The organism is Photobacterium sp. BZF1, from assembly GCF_014349205.1.
GTDB lineage: Bacteria > Pseudomonadota > Gammaproteobacteria > Enterobacterales > Vibrionaceae > Photobacterium.
In genome coordinates, this window is the sequence record NZ_JACSOF010000001.1 from 27,688 (window position 1) to 48,938 (window position 21,251).

Genomic DNA, 21,251 nt, shown 5'->3' on the forward strand with positions numbered 1-21,251 from the left:
GATGCGTATTTTCAATGCGGTATCATGGATGAAGTGGTTGGCTGCCAGCATCCTTATAGTTGCCATCATCAGTTTGGCGACCCTACAAGTTTCGATGGAAACCCACTTGTGGCTATCAGCTAGCGCATTTCTCATCGTTCTAATGGCAATGACGGCCAAAAATAAACCCTATTTACACCTACTGATGTTGTTAACAGGGGCATTTATATCTATCCGATATATCTGGTGGCGATACGACCAGACCCTACCGTGGGAAAGCAGTTTAGATATTCCGTTCGCATTGGCCTTGCTGATTACCGAAGTCTACGGTATTACAATCTACTTATTGGGTATGTTCGTAAATGCAAAACACCGCGAACGTGACATTACCCCTATCGATAGCAGTAAACCGATTCCCACCGTTGATGTGTTCATCCCTACTTACAATGAATCTCTTCGGGTAGTCGGTCCCACTATTGCTGCCGCAACACAATTGAACTATCCCGGTACTGTCAATGTCTGGGTGTTGGATGACGGTGGTACTGCGCAAAAGCTCAACGATAGCGACCCGGATAATGCGGCTGTGTCCCGGCTGCGCTCAAGGTCCCTCAAGCAATTATGCCAAGATCTCGGGGTCAATTACCTTACGCGCCCAGCAAACGAGCATGCTAAAGCGGGTAATATCAACCACGCACTAACCCATAGCAGTGGTGAACTAGTCCTTATCCTCGACGCTGATCATGTCCCGTCAACAGATTTCTTGAGCAACACTGTAGGGCAATTTCAGGACCAGCCTAATCTCGGCTTCGTCCAAACACCGCACTTTTTTGTCACGCCAAACCCCATCGAAAGAAATTTGGGCATCGAGAATAAAGTACCGGCTGAAAATGAGATGTTTTACAACGGCATCCTCAAGGGGTTGGACTTCTGGAACGCCAGCTTTTTCTGTGGGTCTGCAGCTATCATCCGTCGTAAAGCATTGAAACAGGTTGGAGGGATCTCAACTCGGACAATCACTGAAGATGCAGATACCGCTTTGGATATCCATGCCAAAGGCTGGGACAGTGCCTATATCAATAAGGCAATGATTGCAGGGTTATCACCAGATACCATCGGCAGTTATGTCACCCAGCGAACCCGCTGGGCGCAGGGTATGCTGCAAATATTGATGTTGAATAACCCAGTGCTCAAACGCGGACTGACAATCCCGCAAAAATTGTGCTATCTCAACTCCACCCTGTTTTGGTTCTTCCCTCTTTTTCGAGTTGTCTACCTCATAGCTCCGCTATGCTATCTATTGTTTGATCTGCAAATCTTCGTCGGCAATGCCAATGACTTCATTGCTTATGCCATTCCCCACTTGTTGATCAGTATTGCGATTACCCAACACTTGTTCGGCAAAAACAGAAATACTTTGTTTTCAGAGTTCTACGAAACCATTTTATCGGTATTCCTCGTTATTCCCGTACTGTCGGCCATTATCAACCCACGCAAACCAAGCTTTGCAGTGACACCCAAAGGTGAAACAACCTCGAAAACCCACTTTTCACCACTGATGCCGGTTATTGCGACGATAACTGCAATTGTATCCTTTGCCGAAGTGTTCGGGTTATTCCGTTTCTATCAATATCCTGCCGAACAAGGTCAACTGGCGGTTGTATTGGTGTTCAATACCTTCAACTTGATGATGTGCTTCGTATGCCTTGGAGCCATGGTCGAAAAGAGACAGCGCCGGTCGGAACCCCGCACCCAATGCCGTAGCCATGCCTTTGTCGCCATAGGCAAAAACACATCGGAGGCCATCATTGAAGATACATCCCTAAATGGTGCCCACCTAACCATCAAGTCACTGGAACATGACCTAAAACCCGCCGATATTGTCGAGCTAACCTGTTATGTCGAACAAGCCGGAAAATCTATCAACGGCAAGAAGAAACTCAAACCCCAACGATTAGCAATGCGAGTTAACCAGGTGAAATATCTTGCCAACGGCCAATCAGCAAACTGCCAAGTCGTAGAAAGTAGCACCCAAACCTGGCAAACATTTACCCGTATGACATTCGGTGATAGCGAGAAATGGTCCCAGCGCAGACAGTTTGAAGAGCAACAACGCCGGGGTGTGATCCACGCGATCGGCCATTTCTTCAAACTAGGTTTCAAGAGCCTAGCTTACAGCTTATCGGTTTCGCGCCACGCATCGACAAACAGCAACCAAACCAATCTCAACCAAACAATCCGCAACGAAAACAACACACAGGATGTACGCCAATGAAACGTTATCTATTCCTTATTTGCGGTTTGTTTTTCTCTGCCATAAGCATTGCGCAAACAGTGAATGTACCTCTCAATTTCGTATTACCGGAAGGGAGGGACTCAACATTACGAGGCCAGTGGGACAAGATCAGTTTTCCACTGACCATTTTGCCGAACCAGCAAGTCAATAACCTCAAAGTCTCCCTGTCACTGACCCATTCGGGAAATATTGATCTCGCCCATTTGTGGGTCAACCTGGGGGAAAAGCCAATTGCCAGTATCCAGCTGCAACCCAATGGGGAATCACAGCAAATAGTGGTAAACCTGTCGCAAGCCTTGCTCAAGCGGTACGGCAATATGATGACTATTTCGGTTCGTCACCAGTTACCTGCTTCGTTGAGCCTGACAGAGCAACGCATTGAAGCTTCTGAGGCTGTAACAGAAATATTGGCCCAGCAGTCTTACTTTGAACTCGACTACACAACAAGGAATACTGAGACAACGCTAGCTGATTTGTCAGCCTTGATTTCAAGCGGGCAACTCCATGACCATCCAGTACAGCTTCTAAGCCATATTGACGATAATTCTCAGTTATCTCTCACTATTGCAAGCCAGCTCGTTCAGGGCTGGACATTGAGAAGCGAAAGCAAATCTTATCAATACCAATATGTTGCTGGTACTGAGTCGGTAAGTACTAGCCGGATACAACTGGTATACGGCTTGCCAAAGCAGTTGTCTGACATAGGCTTATTGCCCGATGACTACTTAACCGGCATTAAAGGCCCTTATCTAGGCTTGGTCCAATCCGGCCATTCAGGTAACTGGCAATTAGTGGTATCCGGTAGAAATGAACAGGAGTTACTTGAAGCAACGGCCTATTTTGCCAACCCAGACTACCCACTCCCTGACCATAAATACGCCGTCGTTAACCGCTACCAGCAACCAGAAAAAAACCAGCTCGAAAGCAAAGGAGAATACACGCTATCCCAATTTACTCCTCAACAAACTTTCGGCGAAGAGCCTCTGGTTTTGCCTTTGATGATGCCATCCAATACGCTGTTCAGCCCAAACGAGACAGCCCATATCAATTTGGTCCTTGCACACCCTTCAGTCCAACCGGGCGAGGCGGCAATGGTGATCCGAGTTAACGGTGACTATGCCAACAGTATGCCATTAAGAGCTAGCCGCTGGCGTGAAACACAACACTATCGCTTGGCTTTTCCTATGAACCAACTTCGACCTGGACTCAATAAGGTCAGTGTCGAATTGTACGGGCCTGAGCAAATCGATAGCTATAGCGCTACAACGGTGCCATTCATTGCAAAAATAGAGGATAGCTCTGCGATTAGACTGGGTGCTTGGGTGAACTACCTGACAAAATTTGATCACCAGTTACCCGCAGACCAGCTCTTGTTCCTTGCCGATAACAATGGCAGCGAAAGTCAGGTGACCCTGAGTTTCGACCAACCTAGCCAACTAAATGCTGTGTGGCAGTTACTCAGTCATTTGACTCATCAGGCAAGACGTCCGATGAACGAGCTTTTGGTCACTGACAACACTAGCCAACAACGGCCAATTAACCTGACTTTTGAGGTCGGCAACTCAGCAAAAGTAACCACCCCTGCCGGACAAGAAAGTGATGGCTTGCTCTCTTACGTACGCCATAAACTCCTCAAGACTATGGCTCAGCAGCAAAATACCCCTTACGGTGCATCAACCCAACCAGCGCATAAAGATATGGGGCCTTCAAGCCCTGCCAGTGGGAACTTCTACCAGTACAGTACCAACAAGGGATATTTGAAAAGTAGCAGCGACACAGATCAATTGGCCAAGCTAACCACGGCGAACAATGGTTGGAGAAACATAGTGTTCAGCGCCATTAGCGAAGAGGCTCTGAACCAGGAAATGCAGATTTACCTTAGCCAACAGCGATCGTCAGGGCCTGGTGAAATTGAACTGTCCATCCATAGCATTGAGGCCGATAAACAACTCGCACGCTCTGGCTTTATCGCAGCCCCCTACTCGTTGCCCGTTGTACTTTTACTACTGCTGCTACCACTTACATTGCTTATCCACCGTCAGCTGGAGAAGCCTCTATGAAGTGGATTCCACTAGTGATCGCATCCATTCCCTTGCTCACCAGTTCGCAGGTTGCAGCCAAAGTACATGGCTGCAACATCAAAGCGGATCAGCAACTATGGAGCTTTTACAAGGACAAGTTCATCACCGCTGATGGTCGGGTTGTCGATAGTGGGAATAACAGTATCAGCCACAGTGAAAGCCAAGGTTACGGCATGCTAATGGCCGCATTCTTTAATGACCACCAGACATTCAAGCGGCTATGGCAGTGGACAAAAAGTCACCTCCAGCATCAGAACGATCCTTTGTTTGCTTGGAAGTGGCAACCTTCCAAGCCTCATATTCCAGATAACAATAACGCCAGCGACGGTGATATTTTTATTGCCTGGGCACTCCTCAAAGCAGACGAACTTTGGCCGGAGCAACGTTACCAACAACAAGCCAAAGCCATTATTGAAGCTCTCGCCTCCTCGCATTTCGTCACGCTCGGCGAGCATCAAGCCCTTTTGCCAGCTCATTATGGGTTTGAAAAAGCCAATGCCACGATAGTGAACCCGTCATATTGGGTTTATCCAGCATTCAATGACTTTGCCAAAATGAACAGTGTCTGGACGGCACTCAATCAAGGTGGACTATCCATTCTGGACAGCAATCAGTATGGCACTTACCACCTGCCCTCAGACTGGCTGGAATATCGCGACAATCGCTGGCAACCCTCGGAGCAGTTCCCTAGCCGATTCAGCTATTCCAGCTACCGTGTTCCGCTTTACCTAATCTGGGGCGGTTATGAAAACGCCGTGAATGACAATTTCCGCCGCTGGTTATTTGAACATAACCGGGCCTGGGTAGATGTAAGCAATGGCCAAATGGCTCCCTATGGTGCACCAAATGGGGCCAATGCCATTGCGACACTGGTACAACTGAGCCAAGAAACCTACAAGCACCGTAGTGCCCTGCCTCACCCTAATAGCAGCGATGATTATTACTCTGCCAGCTTGATTATCTTTTCCCATATTGCTTTTCACGAGAGGTATTGCCAATGAAACGCCTTACCCTAGCCTTTCTTGTTGCACTTCCAGCAACCGCTGCCGAACAGGCTTATATCCAACTGTTAGAAAGTGACGTCTCTGTGCAAGTTAACCCACGAGGACAGTACAATTATTTTGATGAGGGGCCAATCTGGGAAACCTTGGAAAAGTCTGGTTGGCAAGAGGCCCAGAAAGCCGCCGCTAACCAGCCTGTTTCCGAGTCCTTGCAGGAAGAAATAAAGTACCGCTCTTCCCTTGAGCAACTCGACAAAGCCATCTCATCCAACCAAACAGCGCAAGCAGAACGCCTACTTGCACAAAACCCGCAATGGTCAAACTGTACAAGGGTCCAGTGGGCCTGGCTGGATCTCAAACAAGAGGTCCAATCGGGGTATGGGCCAAAGTCCAAGCAAAAACTATCACAGCTATTGTCTAATTGTCCGGAACACGCCTTGTCGACCACCCAGAAAACACTCGGTTGGGCAAACGCCTATGCAGGGCCAGATATTTTGAGCCGCTACAAAAATAGCAGTAGCTACAGTCCAGCAGAGTACGAAAAGCTCGCCTACCAAGTAAACCTAGCCAGTTTGGGGCAGCAAAAACTGAGCACCAGCCAAACTCGCTCTGCAAGCCAAATAATTTTACAAAAGAAAGATGCCAAGGGTGCCGAGCTACTCGGTTGGCAACACCTCAAGAAAAAACAATACAGCAGCGCGTTGGAATGGTTCGAGAAGTCAATCAACTGGACAGCAACACCAAGCCAAAAGCAAATTGAAGGGAAGATCCTCAGCCTCCAGCAATTAGGCAAAGCTGACGAAGCAAAACGTTACCAGCAACTCTGGGCATCCCGTTACCCTGGATTGAAAAAAATAGGCTCGGGCAATTCTTCTCCGCAACTTGCCAAGGCCTGTCAGTCCGACCCGCAAGCATGCCTGCAAATGCTCTATCAAAGCAAAACGCTAAGTGCCGAGCAACATGCGCTGGCAGGATGGCAATGGTACAAAATCGATCGCCCGCTTACCGCCAAGCGCTCTTTTGAAAAGGCGCTGGAAGGTATGGACAGTAATAACAAGCAATACCAGTCAACCCAATATGGTTATACTTTGGCGCTCAACAAAGCCGGATTCGAACAACATGCCGAGTTGTTGGCGAACAACCTAGCCGATCCCAGCCAAAAAATGCTCTACGCCAAGCAAAAAGAAACCAAAGCGATTCTCAATGCCTACGAAAAGCAAGACTACCAGTACGTCATTGACCGCAGCGAAGCCTTTGAGCAAACCTATGGCAAAGAGGTCGGGTTAGCAGAAATCAAAGGCTGGGCGTATTACAACCAGAAGCAAAACAACAAGGCGGTAAAAACTTTCCGTGAACTGGTCGATGCCTACCCGCATGACGACAATTTGCAAGATGCACTAAAAACCGCCGAATGTGCGCTTAAGAAAAGCTATAAGCTGTGTTACTGAACTCATGAAAAAGCCCCTGCCAGAATCTAGCAGGGGCTTCATTTATCCACTAATTATTGAGACATTCACAGTCTCGGTCTATGGCACACCATGACCTTTTGATGCAACCCAAACACGGTACCACTGCTCGCGCGTCAGAGTAATATTAAGCGCATCTACCGCCGCTTGTACCCGCTCAATTTTACCTGAGCCGATGATTGGTAGCGGATTTGATGGCAAGCGACGTACCCAAGCATAAATTACCTGGTCAATACTCTCTGCTCCAACTTCTTCGCGAATCGCTTCCAGTTCATTGCGAACTCGGACTTGCTGTTCTGACTGACCAGAGAAAATAGCGCCGCCGCCCAAGCAGGACCAAGCCATAGGTTTAACACGCTTCATCTGCAGTTGATCAAGTGTACCATCATGGGCCACTTCGAAATTCAGCGGGTTGATCTCAACCTGGTTGGTTACCAGAGGCGCATCCAAGCGGGACTGTAGCAACTCGAACTGTGAAGGTGTGAAGTTAGATACACCGAAGTGGTTCACTTTGCCCTGCTGCTTCAAATGGACAAAAGCATCTGCAACTTCATCAGCATCCATCAATACATCCGGACGGTGGATAAGCAAAACATCAATATTCTCGATATTCAATCGAGACAATGAGTTGTTCACCGAGTTAACGATGTGCTGTTTGCTGGTATCGTAGTGGTTGATCTTACGCTCTGGTACCAAATCGCTACAAAGATTAATATCGCACTTGGTCACGATTTCAATTTGATCGCGAACACTAGGCTCAATCGCCAGCGCCTCACCGAACAACTGCTCACAACTGTAGTTGCCATAAATATCGGCATGATCGACAGTTGTAACACCTAGTTCAATATGCTGTTTCAGGAAACTCAATCGCTCCTGTGGGGTCATATTCCAATCAGCTAGACGCCAATACCCTTGAACTAACTCAGAAAACTGCTGCCCGTTCGGGGTGAGTTCAACTTTTGCCACCATCTGGACTTAACTCCGTTTACTCAAAAATCGCCATCCATCCTAGGCTTGTTCAGCCAAGGAGGCAATGATATAAATCCTAACCTTCGAACTGGAGTACGAACTATGACTTTTTCCTCCCGCCTCAAAACCTTAATTGGCGAAGAAAGCATCAGCGGTTTTGCCCGCAGGGTTGATATCAGCGAAGCCTTAATCCGCAAATACCTCAAAGGCAGTGAACCAAGTTTAGCCAAGGCCAACCAAATCGCCATGAGGGCAAATTGCTCACTGGAATGGCTGGCAACAGGTTGCGGCTACCTCTACCGTCAAGCCGAAGTTGTCGACAAACCGGCACTTAATGCCGCATTTGAGCATGTTAACGGTAAAAAAATCAGCGATACTGAATCAGATAATCTGTTAAAAATTGTGACAGGATACCAGTACCTCCGAACCCATAAAAAATCTGATGGTTACTTAGATATCAGCGGGATGGCAACATTCCTCAGTGTCGCCAAACAAGATAAACCTGAATGATTTCTGTCAGCACGCGAATTTCCCAACTGGCAGGAGTAGTGTTTTTATATTAGGGGGTTACAATCCGCCGCAGTCATTAGCTAAGAAGTACTGCTATGCCAAAATTAAATCTCCATCGACGTGACCACATGAAAACCGTGGTCAATGACTTCACTGCGGACGAGCTGCAGCAACGCCTTGGTTCTAACTTTGCCAAGCCGGAAAAAAAACAGCCACGTACTCCCTACCTCACCCCCAAGGCGGTAGAGCGACGCTGGCAGATGCTCGACAACGAGGAAGCCAAAGCACAACTGCTCGATGGACACACGCAAGAGCAGATGCTCTGCTACAACAAAAACATCGAGAACTTCATTGGCACAGTCAAAATGCCTATCGGCATTGCGGGTCCTTTACGAGTGAACGGCCTGTTTGCTCAAAACGATTTTCATGTCCCTCTAGCGACCACCGAGGCCGCACTTGTCGCTTCCTATAATCGTGGATCTCAGCTGATCACCCAAGCCGGTGGTGCTAGCGCTATGCTGCTGAATGAAGGGGTTACCCGTACTCCGTGTTTTGCCTTTTATGACTTGGCACAAGCTGGGCAATTTGTGGCATGGGTGGTTACTCAATATGATGAATTCCGCCGCATTGCCGAATCAACCACTCGCCACGGTAAATTAGCCGATATTAGTGTTAACATCGAAGGTAATCATGTTTACCTTGTGTTCGAGTACCTGACGGGTGATGCTTCAGGCCAGAACATGGTGACCATCTCCACCAATGCTGTGTTTGAGCATATCTTGCACCATTCTCCAATCACACCGCTTGAAGCCTTTCTTGATGGCAACTTATCTGGTGATAAGAAAGCAACAGCCCAGACACTACGCGGCGTACGCGGCAAAAAAGTCACGGCCGAAGTCAATATCGACAAAGAACTGGTTGAGAAGATGCTGCACACCACGCCACAAAAGATGGCAGAGTTTGCCCGCATGAATACTATCGGCGGCACGCTCAGTGGCAGTATCGGTATCAATGCTCACTATGCCAATGCACTTGCGGCTTTTTATATCGCTTGCGGTCAAGATGCAGCTTGCGTGGCTGAATCAGCCGTCGGCATTACCCGTATCGAAGTCAACCAACACGGTGGATTGTATGCGTCGGTAACCCTGCCAAATCTAATGGTAGGCACTGTCGGTGGTGGGACATCTCTACCTAGCCAAAAAGCTTGCCTGGACTTGCTAGGCCTGCATGGCTCTGGTAACTCTCAGGCGCTATCTGAGGTCTGTGCTGCATTGTGTCTGGCTGGAGAACTCTCCATTGTTGGCGCTTTTTGTGCCGGACACTTTTCCCGCGCACACCACAAACTAGCCCGCTAGCCTCACCATGTTCATTTCACAACCGGCCTGACCAAAATCCCAATAGGTAAAGGCTGGTTGTTATAAACGCACGTTTTTTCCTACCTTGTTTGGACACTACATTTCAATTAACATCACGACTCTTTGATTTTATTCATCATTAAAACAGCAACTTAATGACATTCACGGGATTAATCCATGTTATCCAAAGCAATCCGTTTCAGAAATACACTTTTCTTGGTTGGCCTAATAGCAGGTATCGTTGGATGTAGTGCTCAGCCTGCAAACGTCAGTACAGTCGATCAATTTGTAGGTAAGTGGAATAACGCAGATCTCAATACACAAGGGATCACTCGGATTGAAATTCAAAAAAGTAAAGATGGAATTACCGCTGAGATGTGGGGACGATGCCACCCAACAGAATGCCATTGGGGTAAAGAAATCGCTACATATAATATAGAGTCGAACACACTATCCGTTAATTGGGATCACTCGTTTGCTCTAAGATCTCAAATACTTCAACTGAACGAAAACCAACAGCTTATCGTTAACAGTCGCTCTGTTTATATCGATGGCAGTGGTCGTAAAACTCAAGAAGCGGAATACCTATACGAAAAAGGTGTAAAGCATGATTGGAGCGATAAGGAATAGCTTTAGATAATGGGCTATGGGCAGTTTTGCTTATTTTGGTTGAGGGCTCAATGCTATAGCCCTCTCTATATCACTTAAATTAATCAAAGCTGCTCAATATCTATCAACAGCTGTTTGGCTTTATCTAGAACCGCTTGCTGGTTTTCATCAGGTTGGTTATCCCAATTGCGATAAACCATCCCCACCCTTGGGTTTCGTTCAAATTGCTCACGATGCTGTGTCATAAAATGCCAATACAAGCTATTTAACGGACAGGCATTTTCCGCCGTTTTTTCTTTCACTTGATAATGGCAATGCTGGCAGTAATCGCTCATTTTATTGATGTAGTTACCGCTGGCGGCATAAGCCTTACTACCTACAATCCCCCCATCGGCATATTGGCTCATACCTCGGGTATTTGGCATCTCAACCCATTCGATAGCATCAACGTAGATGCCTAGGTACCAAGCATCGACTTCGCTGGGGTCAATGCCTGCTATCATGCAAAAATTACCGGTGACCATTAACCGCTGTATGTGGTGGGCGTAACCGTACTCAAGGGATTGAGATATGGCATGATGTAGGCATTTCATTCTAGTTTCGCCATTCCAAAACCAGCTAGGCAGTGTCCGGCTGGCTTCAAGATGATTATGCTTGGCATAGTCCGGCATATGGGTCCAATAAATCCCTCGTACAAACTCGCGCCAACCAAGGATTTGCCTGACGAACCCTTCAATCTGGGCGATATTGATCGCCTCACCTGAACGGTAATGGTCGATTGCACATTCAACTACCTCTAGCGGGGTGATGATTTTACTGTTCAAAGCAAACGACAACCGGGAGTGATACAAACTCCATTGTTTTTCATCCACTAAATCGTCAGCCTGGCATGTCATCGCATCCTGAAAACGGCCGAAATTAGGTAAGCAGTGAGTACAGAAAAAGTCCAACAGTTGCAGCGATTGCTCCCTATTAACAGGCCACAGCAATGTATCCCTACTTACACCTATACTCTTAACCTTGTGGCGAATTAGTCGCTGGTTAATCTCCGAAATATCATTACCAAACAAAAGCGGGGCTGGAAGTTCAGCAATATCTTTAGGTTTGAGTTTATCCCTATTGGCTTTATCAAAATTCCACTTGCCTCCCTCTGGCTTCTCTTTATCTTCCATCAAAATTTGATGCTTTTTCCTAAGCTTTCGATAAAAGGTTTCTAACCGACCATTTTTGTCTCGGGTGAAGTACTGAGGGATATCGTGAAAAGGCACAATGAAGTGCTCACTATCAACACATGATGTGGAAATCGTTTGCTGCTGGCAGAATGTGCTGAGTTGCTGGCACAGCCTAAATTCATCCGGCTGCTGATATTCAAATCGCTGGCACTGAAAGCGTGAAATTAGCGAACTCAACAAATCAGGAAGGTCAGCGTATTCAGACGTCTCATCCAGCGTTAGGTGCAAAACTTGATGATCAGATTCCGTTAACGAGTTTGCCATATGCTGCATCGCTAGGAAGAAGGCTTGGATTTTTTGGATATGATGCGAGGCGTAATCCATTTCCTGCGGCAACTCTGCGATCACGTATAGAGTGCAATCATCCGGCTCTTGAAACCAAGAGTGATGCAAGTTCAATTGATCCCCAAGGATCAGCCTCAAACACTCGTAGTGCTTATCCATGATTTACCCTCTTCTTCTGCATACGGCAACGTTTGGAGCAATATTTAACCTCACCCCACACCTTCTCCCATTTTTTGCGCCAAGAAAAAGGCAGGCCGCAGACAACACATTGTTTGCTCGGTAAGTGAGATTTCTTCATAGCTCTTTGCTAATAATTGTCCAAGTTACTGAACTTAAACGTCTATAACTGGTATATCGATCATAGGAAAGTGTGACGAAAAAACAAAAGAAAGGAGCCAGTTAGCTCCTTTTTGTGGTTTAACTCTTACGTTGGCATTTAGAATGGCTTAAGTTGAAGTTGGATAAGGATGGTTATTCACGACATTTCATGTTTCATCTCTTTGCGCAATAGTTTTGGGGCATAAACCAAGCCTGCCAATACTGTCACTACAGCAAAGACGCGAACCACAAGGTTTAGCTCTGAATACAAAGCAAGGAATAAGCCGACAATGACTAATGCGATGCGCATCAGCATGTTCAACCGTCCACCAAGATAGCCAGTGATGGCACCTGCAACCAATGTTAGTCCACCGATAATGGCAATTAGATGCCCGACAATATTGTGAACTTCACCTTCCATGCGCATTTCTGGGACGAAAAGATAACTCAGGCCAACGATATAGCCCGCTATTGCCATTCGCGATGCGTGTAAGCCGGTCACTAGCGGGTTACAGCGAGCGATAGAGGCTGCCGCGTACGATGCAATCGATACAGGTGGGGTCGCATCGGCTAAAATCGCGAAGTAGAACACAAACATGTGAGCTGCAAGCACAGGGACGCCAAATTCATTAATTAGCATCGGTGCCCCAATGGCCGAAGTTATGACATATGCAGCTGTTGTCGGAACTCCCATCCCCATCACCAAAGTGACAAACATCAGAATGAGTGCTGCCAACCACAAACTACCGCCAGACACATCAGAAATGATACCGCCGATAGAAACAACTAGCCCTGTTTTGGTCAGCACGCCCACAATGATCCCCGCCCCAGCACAGGCAATCGCGATTGGGGCAGTATTCACACCTGCTTTGTACATCACATTCAGCAATTTCTTCAGGTCAAAACGGCTGCTGGTTTTTAGTGAGGTGACCACCAATGTCGCCACAATAGAATATAATGCAGCGGTATGCGGCGAGTAACGCATCATCAGCAAAGCAACTAGCACAACGATGGGCAGCAAGAGGTGAAGATCTTTAGCAATATCTTTGAAGATAGGAAGATCAGCGGGATCCATCCCCTTCAGATTGTTTTTCTTCGCTTCCAAGTGGACCGAAATAAAGACTAGCGAGAAGAAACAGAACGAGCCTAATACCGCCGCGACGATAATGTCGGAGTACGGTGTGTTGGTCATCTCCGCCATAATAAACGCACCCGCGCCCATTATAGGTGGCGCACTCTGTCCACCCACGCTGGCCGCAGTTTCTATGCCAGCAGCCACTTGAGGGCGATACCCAATACGCTTCATCATTGGGATGGTAAAGGAGCCTGTGGTAAATACGTTGGATGACGCAGAACCACTCATGGTTCCGAAAAAGGCCGACGTCACAACCGACACCTTGGCAGGACCGCCAGCATAACGACCAGCAATCATCTCACCGCCATTGGTAAACAATCTCCCAGTACCACTGGCTTCCATAAAAGCACCAAAAGCAATGAAGATAGCCACCATAGTAGCTGCAATACCTGTGATAGAGCCTAAGATCCCCTGTCCATTCATCAAGAACAAGGTTTCAACAATCTCATCAAAACCAATAGGGCGGTAATGAAGCACTCCCGGCATATAATCAGTGACAAACAGGTAACCGATACTTACCGCTACTAATCCCGCAAGTACAGGAGAGACGGCCCGGCGGATTGCTTCCACTATAAGAACTGTTGCCAGTGTACCCATCACCATTTCAACAGGCAGGATTTCATCCACCCCTTCAAGACGGTAGTTGATTCTTTCAGCCTCAAACCATGAGTAGGCAAATGGCACAATCGCGATAAGGAACAGCAAGAGTCCAGACCAACCCGGTAAGAAAAACTCGCCTCTGCTGAGACTAGATTTACGGCCTGGCGTGACAAGAAAAATAAGGGGGAGTAAAAATAATAAATGAATTGAGCGCTGGGTCCTCGGCTCTAGATAGCCAATGAATGCACTGTAAAAGTGGAAGCAGGTGCCAACCACAGCCCAGGCCATAATAAACAGCATTAACAAACGTTGAAAATCAGTCTGCTGCGGTTGAAGTTCCTTCATATCAGTAGCCATGATAAGACTCCGTTTCGGGCTATTGAATAAGATCGCAAATACAAATTCATGAAGAAGCACAAGCTACTGTACTTGGCTTGTGCTTTTCATTCAGGAAAAGTAATTACAAATAGCCCTTTTCCTTGAAGTACTGCTCGGCTCCAGGATGGATAGGTGCAGGGGCATCTTGCATTGAGGTCGCGCAGTCAAACACAGACATGCTGTCATGGATAGATGGCAACTGTGATTGGTTTTCACATAGGGATTTAGTGATCTTGTACACCGTATCACTCGATACCGACTTATTGACCATTAGCGTTGTAGCCATCTTAATGGTGTGGGCATCTTGCGAGACGCCTTGGTAGGTATCAGCTGGGATAGCTGTTGGTAAGAGGCCATAGCTCTTATTCAATTTCTCTAGCTGCTGCTCAGAAAAGTCGACAAATGCCAAATCTCTTGATTGGTTCATCTCGATAACCACAGCACCAGGCAAGCCTAAGTTGCCAAAGACATAATCAATCTGGCCATCTTTGAACTGCGAACTGAGCTCAGCAAAGCTACCATGGTTGATTTTAAAGCCCTGTTTCTTTCGCAACGTATTGTAGTCAGTACCATTAGCTTCCATGATCCAACGGAATGCCTGCTCACCTGACGAACCTCGCTGGATAATACCAATCTTTACATTCTTACCTTGAAGAATGTCCTCAACGGATTGGTAAGGTGCATTTTCTGCACGAATGAAATGGCTGTATACATCTGAAAAGCTCATACCAATGGTCTTTAGATCATCATGTGGCTTGCCATTAAACAACACCGTGCCGGTATAAGCCTGATAAGTGAAAGTATCCAAACCCCAACCAATCTGACTTCTACCACGGTTGACTTTAGTCGGGTTAGCCGTACCGCCGCCAGGCACCACTTTGAGGTTAAACTCTGGGTTATCTTTTTTGATCAAGTTAGCCAGACCTGAAGACATACTGTACCAACCGCCACCAAGTTGCCCCGACGTCCACTCGATTGTCTCAGCTTGGCTAACCGCAGGAAGGAGTATAGAAGTAGATAAAAGCACGACTTTGTTGAGCATTTTCATTGTTTTCCCTCACTTTTTTGATGAATACCTTGCGCTGTAATCGTTGTTGTTCGCAAGCCACTTTCCGATTTTGTATTCTAAACTGTATACAGAACAGAATATCAAAGGTCAATTAACAGTGATAAAAATGTGATAGAAATGTAAATTGCGCACAATGAAAAACGGCCCGCATCAACATGGTGCAGACCGTTTAGAATAAGTATTGTCAGTGTGGCAAACTAAATGATTTTTGGGGTATTCCCCGTATAGATATGGCCATAGCCTTCACGAATATAGTTGGCAATTTGCTCTTTTCGTTTTTCAACATGGTTTCCCATGATCGTCATCGCTTTAAGCCCATCTCGAGCAATCAAAGCTTCGATAATGTGAATATGCTCAGAGTCATTGCCGGTGGGGCGATCTGTCAGGTTGACCCAACGAATAAAATAGATACGTTGATTCACTTTCTTCAACGCCTCGGCCAACTCTTGGTTACCCGATAGCATAACAAGCTGTTGATGCAGTTTTTGGTCAAAATCGAGTAAGACTTCTTTTGGCGTATCATCACCGAGTTTTGAATACTCTATTGCTGCGGCTTTAAGTGCCTGAAGTTCTTCATCACTTGCTCTCTCTGCAGCGAGAAAAGTCGCCTGTTGCTCAATAATTTTACGGAACTCGTACAAGTCGAAAACTTCTTTCTCATCGAGCATATGACAAAAGAAACCTTTATTCCGCTCCCAGCGTAGGAGTTTATCTGACACCAGCTTTTGCATTGCTTCACGCAAGGGTGTACGGCTAACCCCAAGATAGGTTGCTAGTTTACCTTCGTTAATTCGCTCTCCGGGCTTGAAATGAAACGAGATCGCCATGTCACGAACGGTTTGGTAAACATCAATATCTTCACTACTTTTTGCTGTTTTTTTCATAGGCTTATCTATGGTTGAGCTAGGCATTCTTAATTTACTTTTCTTATCCATTCTCGATGAACTGTATTCAGTTTGTTTCATCCGAGTCAAGGTTTATCCCCTGCCAGACAGCAAAAATCAGCACTGGCTTATGAAATTTAAGAAAAATACCGTTTAATCGCCAAAGTAAAAGCATGCATCGAAAACCCCTTCCGATCACATTTTGATAACAAAGCATCTACACATTTTCAAGTCACTCGCTAGACTGTATACAGCTTTGAATAAAGTTAAGAATACAAGTAAAAAGTCAGACAATGGTTTAACTAGTCGAGAGGAAGATTATGGCTGCCGATACCCTTGCCCCAACCGCTCCAATGAACAAAACTGCCCAGATAGAAGCCATCAGGAATGCCGAATATGGTGTGGCAAGAACGATTACAACCGATGACATTCCTGTCATTGATATCGCACCGCTGATTGCGGGTGAGAATATAGATGCTGTCGCCAACCAGATCCTCGATGCCGTTACCCACAAAGGCTTTTTCTATATTGCCAATCACGGTATTCCACAACAGGTCATTAATGAAGCCAGTTCGGCAATGCGCGGCTTCTTTGCCAAACCACAAGAAGCCAAAGGTGAGATCCCTGTTAATACCAGCCAACGAGGTTGGCTGGCTCCGGGTATGGCCACGTTGGAAGGCAATAAGACCCATGATCTAAAAGAGATCTTCTTTTGGGGGCCAGAGCAATGGACAGAAGAGTTGAATAAAAAGCGCTCTGAGCTTCCGCTCATTGCCGATAATCTTTGGCCGGATAACTCAACGCCCGAGTTGAAAACTGACCTACTCCCTTACTATGATGCTGCTTGCGAAGTAGGACACAAGATCTTGTCAGCTATCGCACTTGCGCTTGGGTTAGAGAAAGACTTTTTCGCAAAGCGCTACCAAACGCCGCTCGCACGCGGTCAGTTGGTTTACTACCCAGTATCAACTGAACAAGACGAAGCTGAAGAGCGCTACGGCTCAGCCCCTCACACTGATTACGGTGTTCTCACCTTGCTGTTGCAAGACATGAATGGTGGCCTCGAGGTACTCACTAAAGACAATGAATGGGTAACAGCGGTCCCTATTCCGGGAACCCTCGTATGTAACGTTGGTGACTTGCTGCACCGCTGGTCTAACGATCGCTTTAGCTCAAACCTACACCGAGTGATAAACCGTTCGGGTAATGAAAGACATTCCATCGCTATTTTCTTTGACCCTACACCGGATGCCGTCATCGATCCTAAAGATATGGGGCTGAAAGACAGTGATGATGTGCGTTATGAGCCAGTAATCACTGCCGACTACATCAATACGCAGAACAAGAAGTCATTTGCACAATACAATAACAATGGTAACTAATCTCATTGTTTCGCAAGTTACATTTAACACTTCAAAAGCGCCGGTTGCGATTGCAACTGGCTAAACTCAATTCATCACACATATCTAATGCGTTGTGCACCATTTTCAGGCAAACTTGCGGCAGCGATTACCATTATCATTTGCAGCTTTTTTTGGCTGCATTACAGCTGAGGTTTCAATTTCACCAATGCACAAAGCCCTTGTCCCCTCTTTTCTGAAAAACTCTTTTCTGGGCCAACTCCCTGTTGGGCTCAGATTCATGCTGCTTTCTGCGCTTGGTTTTGCGCTCATGGCTGCCTGTGTCAAGCTGGTCAGTTCCACTGGCATGCCGATTTTCCAAATTGTTGCTGCTAGGGCATTCATTTCGTTGGTCATCAGTTATCTTGATATCAAGCGCAAGAAAATTCCGGTATGGGGCAACAACAAACCGCTTCTAATCGCTAGGGGAACCGTCGGAACACTGGGGCTGATTTGCGTCTATTACGCCATTGCTCATCTGCCGTTGGCTGAGGCGACTATTCTTCAGTACCTACACCCGGTATTTACAGCAGTGCTCGCCCTGCTGTTCCTAAAAGAGCGCATCCAGCTATCAACCATTGCCTGTATCGTGCTAAGTATTCTTGGCCTAGTCATTACGGTTAAACCCAATATGCTGGCAAGTAACGCTGTCGAGCTACCGACTTTCGCTGTTGGTATCGCCATGTTTGGCGCATTTTTCAGTGCGGTTGCCTACACCATCGTCAAGCGCTTGAGCAAAAGTGAAGATAGCTCAGTTATCGTGTTCTACTTCCCATTCATCGCCCTACCTCTATCCCTTTTCCTATTGGGTGGTGATATTCAAATGCCAACACTATTTGAAGCTGGTTTGTTGTTACTGGTGGGTATCTTTACTCAAATTGGGCAGGTTTGCCTAACCAAAGCCATGCAAACAGAAGCGGCAAGTAAAGCCACTGCTTACTCTTATATCCAAGTGGTCTTTTCAATCTTGCTAGGCGCATTCCTATTTAATGAATTGCCTTCGGTTTGGACACTGCTGGGCGGCAGCTTGATTATTATCGGTACGCTTATCAATATTTTTGGCAGCCAGCGGGCAGCACCGAGTAAGTAAAAAAAGAATTTCACTAATATAAAGCTCGAAAAAAAAGACCGCCATCGGCGGTCTTTTTGTTGTGTTACCAACAAAGATATTTATCTTAGGGCATTCAGTTTCAGTTGCGCTTGGCCCAGTACGCTATCGACCGGATAGATGCCATCCAATCCAGCTTGCCCTGCTGTTTGACCAATTAGAATTTCAATAGCTTCAGTAACATGGCGAATCGCCCAGATATTGAAGTCACCTTTCTCAACCGCTTCTACAATATCTTTTCGCAACATCAAGTTATGAACATTGCACTGGGGAATAATCACCCCTTGTCCTGACGTCCGCCCCTTGATTGCACAGACGTCGAAGAAGCCTTCGATTTTCTCGTTCACGCCACCAATTGGCTGTGCGGCGCCAAACTGGTTCATCGAACCTGTGATGGCAACCCCCTGCCTAATTGGCATTTGCGAGAATGCCGAGACAATGGCACAAAGCTCTGCCATCGACGCGCTATCGCCATCGACACCACCATAAGACTGCTCAAACGTCAGATGGGTGGTCAGTGGGATACGTTTGTTGCGACCGAACACAGATGCAAGGTAAGCCGATAGAATCATCACCCCCTTGGAATGGATACGGCCACCCAGATCGACACTACGCTCAATATCAAATACCCCACCCTCGCCATACGATGTCGTAGCAGTGATACGATTAGGTGAGCCAAACTGATAATCCGACGTCGAGATAACCGACAGGCCATTAACCTGTCCGACCGCTTCTCCGTCGGTATCAATCAGAGTCGTCCCGTTGGTAAAGGTCTGCATCACATGATCTTTGAGCCTGCTTACCCGCATTTCCTGATTGCTCAGGGCAAGCTCGACATGGTTGGCCCTAATCATGGTCGCATTGGAAGACTTAGCAACGTAGTTCGACTCACGCAACAAGTTGGCGATATCCGCTGAATGCAATGACAGTTTGTTCTGATCATCGGCCTGACGCGAACTGTATTCAATGATCCTGCCGATCGCCTTGCGATCGCAATGTAACATCTTGTTATCATTAACGATGCTGGAAATGAACTTGGCATACTGAGCCTCTGACTCATCGGTACGGTTCATTTCGTCTTCAAAATCAGCGGTGACGCGGAATAGTTCGCTAAATTCAGGATCATAGTGCTGGAGCAACTGGTAGGTCTGGTAGTCACCGAACAGGATGATCTTCACATTCAGCGGGATCGGCTCTGGATCCAACGAGATAGTGCCCGATAGCGTCACTTCCTTCTCAAGAGAGCTTACACTGAGCTTGCGTGAACGCAGTGCCCGTTTCAGTCCATCCCATACATAAGGACGCTCCAGTACTTTCACCGCATCCATCAAGAGCACACCACCATTGGCCTTGTGCAAGCTACCCGGACGGATTAATGAAAAGTCAGTAAATACCGTACCTTTATAGGTAGCATTCTCAACGTAGCCAAAGATCGAGTGGTAGTTCGGGCTCTCTTCAACCACTATCGGGAATTTGGCCCCATCTTGGTTAACCAGCACATTGACCTGATAGCGCCGAGGCATTTTCTTGTCCAGAGCAGCATATGCCAGCGCAACCTGCTCTTCGCTTTCTTCGAGGAAGATATCGAGGTTTTCGAGAATATCCGCCTGCATCGCCTTTAGATAGGCAATTACTTCTGGCAGAGACTTATACTCTTCTTTAAGTGTCTTGATGAAATGAGCGACCACATCAAGTGCAACTTCTTCGTTGAGTTTCTGGATCTTATCCGAGAACTCTTCTTCTAGCTCTGTAAGTTGACGGACAATACCACGCAGTTGGCGCTCAAGCTCGTTGATAGTATCTTCAAACGCCTGTTGGTCTTCTTCTGATAGCTGAGCAAAAGTTTCTTCGGTATGGGGTTCTTCACCGTTTAGAGCAATTAACTGATACTCACCTGTTGTTGTGACCGACAAGCTAACACTATGCTCTTTCGCTTCTTGGGTCAGCGTTAGCAGCGCACTCTCCTGCTTCTGGGTCAGCTGGTTTTTCAACTTTTCCGAACGGCTGTAATACATTTCGTTATCGAAGGCTAAAGGCAGGGCTTTAACCAAACGAGTCATCAACTTTTCAATATCTTTCTTAAAAGCATGACCACTACCTGCAGGTAGCTTTAGGATTTTGGGGCTTCGAGTCTCTTCAAAGTTGGCGACATAACACCAATCATAGAGCGGATTGCCATTTCCATTAGGATCATGGCGATTGAGATAGCGCAGCACCATGGTGCGCTTGCCTAGACCATTACGGCCAATAGCATAGATGTTGTACCCCTTCTCCTTGATAGACATAGCAAATTCAACGGCCTTCTGGGCTCGTTCTTGACCTACGATTTCATCAAGTGGGGTCAGGTTCTTGGTCGACTTACAATCTTCAGGCAAGCCATTTAGTTCTGAGGCGCGATACAGTTTGTCACTGCTTAGCGGATGAATAGTCATATGGCTCCCTCCATAAACAATCAGTTACATCCAGTGTAGACAGTAAATTATTATGATTTAGTGACTTAGACTACGTTTACTGCAGCAGTGCAAGCTTAAAAGGTATCGTTTGCTGCATTTATAAACAAAAACCACACTAACATAAGG

At 46.7% G+C, this 21,251-nt stretch carries 17 protein-coding genes; 9 read left to right on the plus strand and 8 right to left on the minus strand.

What is annotated here, in order from left to right; translation table 11 throughout:
- The first annotated feature begins 1 nt into the window (after window position 1).
- Genes bcsA through BIZ37_RS00155 form a run of 4 tightly spaced genes read left to right on the plus strand, consistent with a single transcriptional unit; the run spans window position 2 to window position 6,802 of the window.
- Window positions 2–2,251, plus strand: a complete 2,250-nt coding sequence (bcsA, locus tag BIZ37_RS00140) for a UDP-forming cellulose synthase catalytic subunit (RefSeq protein ID WP_187459849.1) — start codon at window positions 2–4, stop codon at window positions 2,249–2,251.
- A complete protein-coding gene (locus BIZ37_RS00145) occupies window positions 2,248–4,332 on the plus strand; it encodes a cellulose biosynthesis cyclic di-GMP-binding regulatory protein BcsB (protein ID WP_187459854.1) in 2,085 nt (694 codons plus the stop codon). Before bcsA ends, BIZ37_RS00145 begins: the two co-directional genes overlap by 4 nt.
- Window positions 4,329–5,354: a glycosyl hydrolase family 8 gene (locus tag BIZ37_RS00150; RefSeq protein WP_187459782.1), complete on the plus strand. Its 1,026-nt coding sequence runs from the start codon at window positions 4,329–4,331 to the stop codon at window positions 5,352–5,354. Before BIZ37_RS00145 ends, BIZ37_RS00150 begins: the two co-directional genes overlap by 4 nt.
- A complete protein-coding gene (locus BIZ37_RS00155) occupies window positions 5,351–6,802 on the plus strand; it encodes a hypothetical protein (protein WP_187459783.1) in 1,452 nt (483 codons plus the stop codon). The genes BIZ37_RS00150 and BIZ37_RS00155 overlap by 4 nt, the downstream gene beginning before the upstream one ends.
- A gap of 78 nt (window positions 6,803–6,880) precedes the next feature.
- Here BIZ37_RS00155 and BIZ37_RS00160 read toward each other — a convergent pair whose 3' ends face one another.
- A complete protein-coding gene (locus BIZ37_RS00160; RefSeq protein WP_187459784.1) occupies window positions 6,881–7,789 on the minus strand; it encodes an aldo/keto reductase family oxidoreductase in 909 nt (302 codons plus the stop codon).
- A gap of 102 nt (window positions 7,790–7,891) precedes the next feature.
- Between BIZ37_RS00160 and BIZ37_RS00165 the strand changes: the two genes are divergently transcribed.
- The 3 genes from BIZ37_RS00165 (at window position 7,892) to BIZ37_RS00175 (ending at window position 10,284) form a co-directional block, all read left to right on the plus strand.
- Complete coding sequence (locus BIZ37_RS00165) at window positions 7,892–8,299, plus strand: helix-turn-helix transcriptional regulator (RefSeq protein WP_187459785.1); 408 nt, start codon at window positions 7,892–7,894, stop codon at window positions 8,297–8,299.
- Window positions 8,300–8,394: 95 nt separating this feature from the next.
- Window positions 8,395–9,654 (plus strand): hydroxymethylglutaryl-CoA reductase, encoded by a 1,260-nt coding sequence (locus BIZ37_RS00170; protein WP_187459786.1) that lies wholly within the window; start codon window positions 8,395–8,397, stop codon window positions 9,652–9,654.
- A 177-nt stretch (window positions 9,655–9,831) separates the two neighbouring features.
- On the plus strand, window positions 9,832–10,284 hold the full coding sequence (locus tag BIZ37_RS00175; RefSeq protein ID WP_187459787.1) for a hypothetical protein: 453 nt from the start codon (window positions 9,832–9,834) through the stop codon (window positions 10,282–10,284).
- Window positions 10,285–10,367: 83 nt separating this feature from the next.
- Here the strand turns inward: BIZ37_RS00175 and BIZ37_RS00180 are convergent, their stop codons facing one another.
- The 5 genes from BIZ37_RS00180 to BIZ37_RS00200 all read right to left on the minus strand — a co-directional run bounded on the left by BIZ37_RS00180 (window position 10,368) and on the right by BIZ37_RS00200 (window position 16,245).
- Window positions 10,368–11,939, minus strand: a complete 1,572-nt coding sequence (locus tag BIZ37_RS00180; protein ID WP_187459788.1) for a cryptochrome/photolyase family protein — start codon at window positions 11,937–11,939, stop codon at window positions 10,368–10,370.
- Complete coding sequence (locus BIZ37_RS00185) at window positions 11,932–12,078, minus strand: DUF2256 domain-containing protein (protein WP_187459789.1); 147 nt, start codon at window positions 12,076–12,078, stop codon at window positions 11,932–11,934. Before BIZ37_RS00185 ends, BIZ37_RS00180 begins: the two co-directional genes overlap by 8 nt.
- A 177-nt stretch (window positions 12,079–12,255) precedes the next feature.
- Window positions 12,256–14,190 (minus strand): TRAP transporter fused permease subunit, encoded by a 1,935-nt coding sequence (locus BIZ37_RS00190; RefSeq protein ID WP_187459790.1) that lies wholly within the window; start codon window positions 14,188–14,190, stop codon window positions 12,256–12,258.
- Window positions 14,191–14,293: 103 nt separating this feature from the next.
- Window positions 14,294–15,259 (minus strand): TAXI family TRAP transporter solute-binding subunit, encoded by a 966-nt coding sequence (locus BIZ37_RS00195; protein ID WP_187459791.1) that lies wholly within the window; start codon window positions 15,257–15,259, stop codon window positions 14,294–14,296.
- Window positions 15,260–15,477: 218 nt separating this feature from the next.
- Window positions 15,478–16,245 carry a GntR family transcriptional regulator gene (locus BIZ37_RS00200; RefSeq protein WP_187459792.1) on the minus strand — a complete coding sequence of 256 codons (768 nt, stop codon included), beginning with the start codon at window positions 16,243–16,245 and terminating at the stop codon, window positions 15,478–15,480.
- A gap of 239 nt (window positions 16,246–16,484) precedes the next feature.
- Between BIZ37_RS00200 and BIZ37_RS00205 the strand changes: the two genes are divergently transcribed.
- The gene (locus tag BIZ37_RS00205) at window positions 16,485–17,546 is read left to right on the plus strand and encodes an isopenicillin N synthase family oxygenase (RefSeq protein ID WP_222939529.1); all 1,062 of its coding nucleotides are present in this window, start codon (window positions 16,485–16,487) and stop codon (window positions 17,544–17,546) included.
- 105 nt (window positions 17,547–17,651) lie between these two features.
- Here BIZ37_RS00205 and BIZ37_RS30360 read toward each other — a convergent pair whose 3' ends face one another.
- Window positions 17,652–17,921 carry a hypothetical protein gene (locus BIZ37_RS30360; RefSeq protein WP_255526637.1) on the minus strand — a complete coding sequence of 90 codons (270 nt, stop codon included), beginning with the start codon at window positions 17,919–17,921 and terminating at the stop codon, window positions 17,652–17,654.
- Here BIZ37_RS30360 and BIZ37_RS00210 point away from each other — a divergent pair.
- A complete protein-coding gene (locus BIZ37_RS00210) occupies window positions 17,806–18,654 on the plus strand; it encodes a DMT family transporter (protein WP_255526635.1) in 849 nt (282 codons plus the stop codon). The two genes, BIZ37_RS30360 and BIZ37_RS00210, sit on opposite strands and share 116 nt — an antisense overlap.
- 80 nt (window positions 18,655–18,734) lie before the next feature.
- Here the strand turns inward: BIZ37_RS00210 and BIZ37_RS00215 are convergent, their stop codons facing one another.
- Window positions 18,735–21,104: an ATP-binding protein gene (locus BIZ37_RS00215; protein ID WP_187459794.1), complete on the minus strand. Its 2,370-nt coding sequence runs from the start codon at window positions 21,102–21,104 to the stop codon at window positions 18,735–18,737.
- Between the last annotated feature and the right edge of the window lie 147 nt (window positions 21,105–21,251).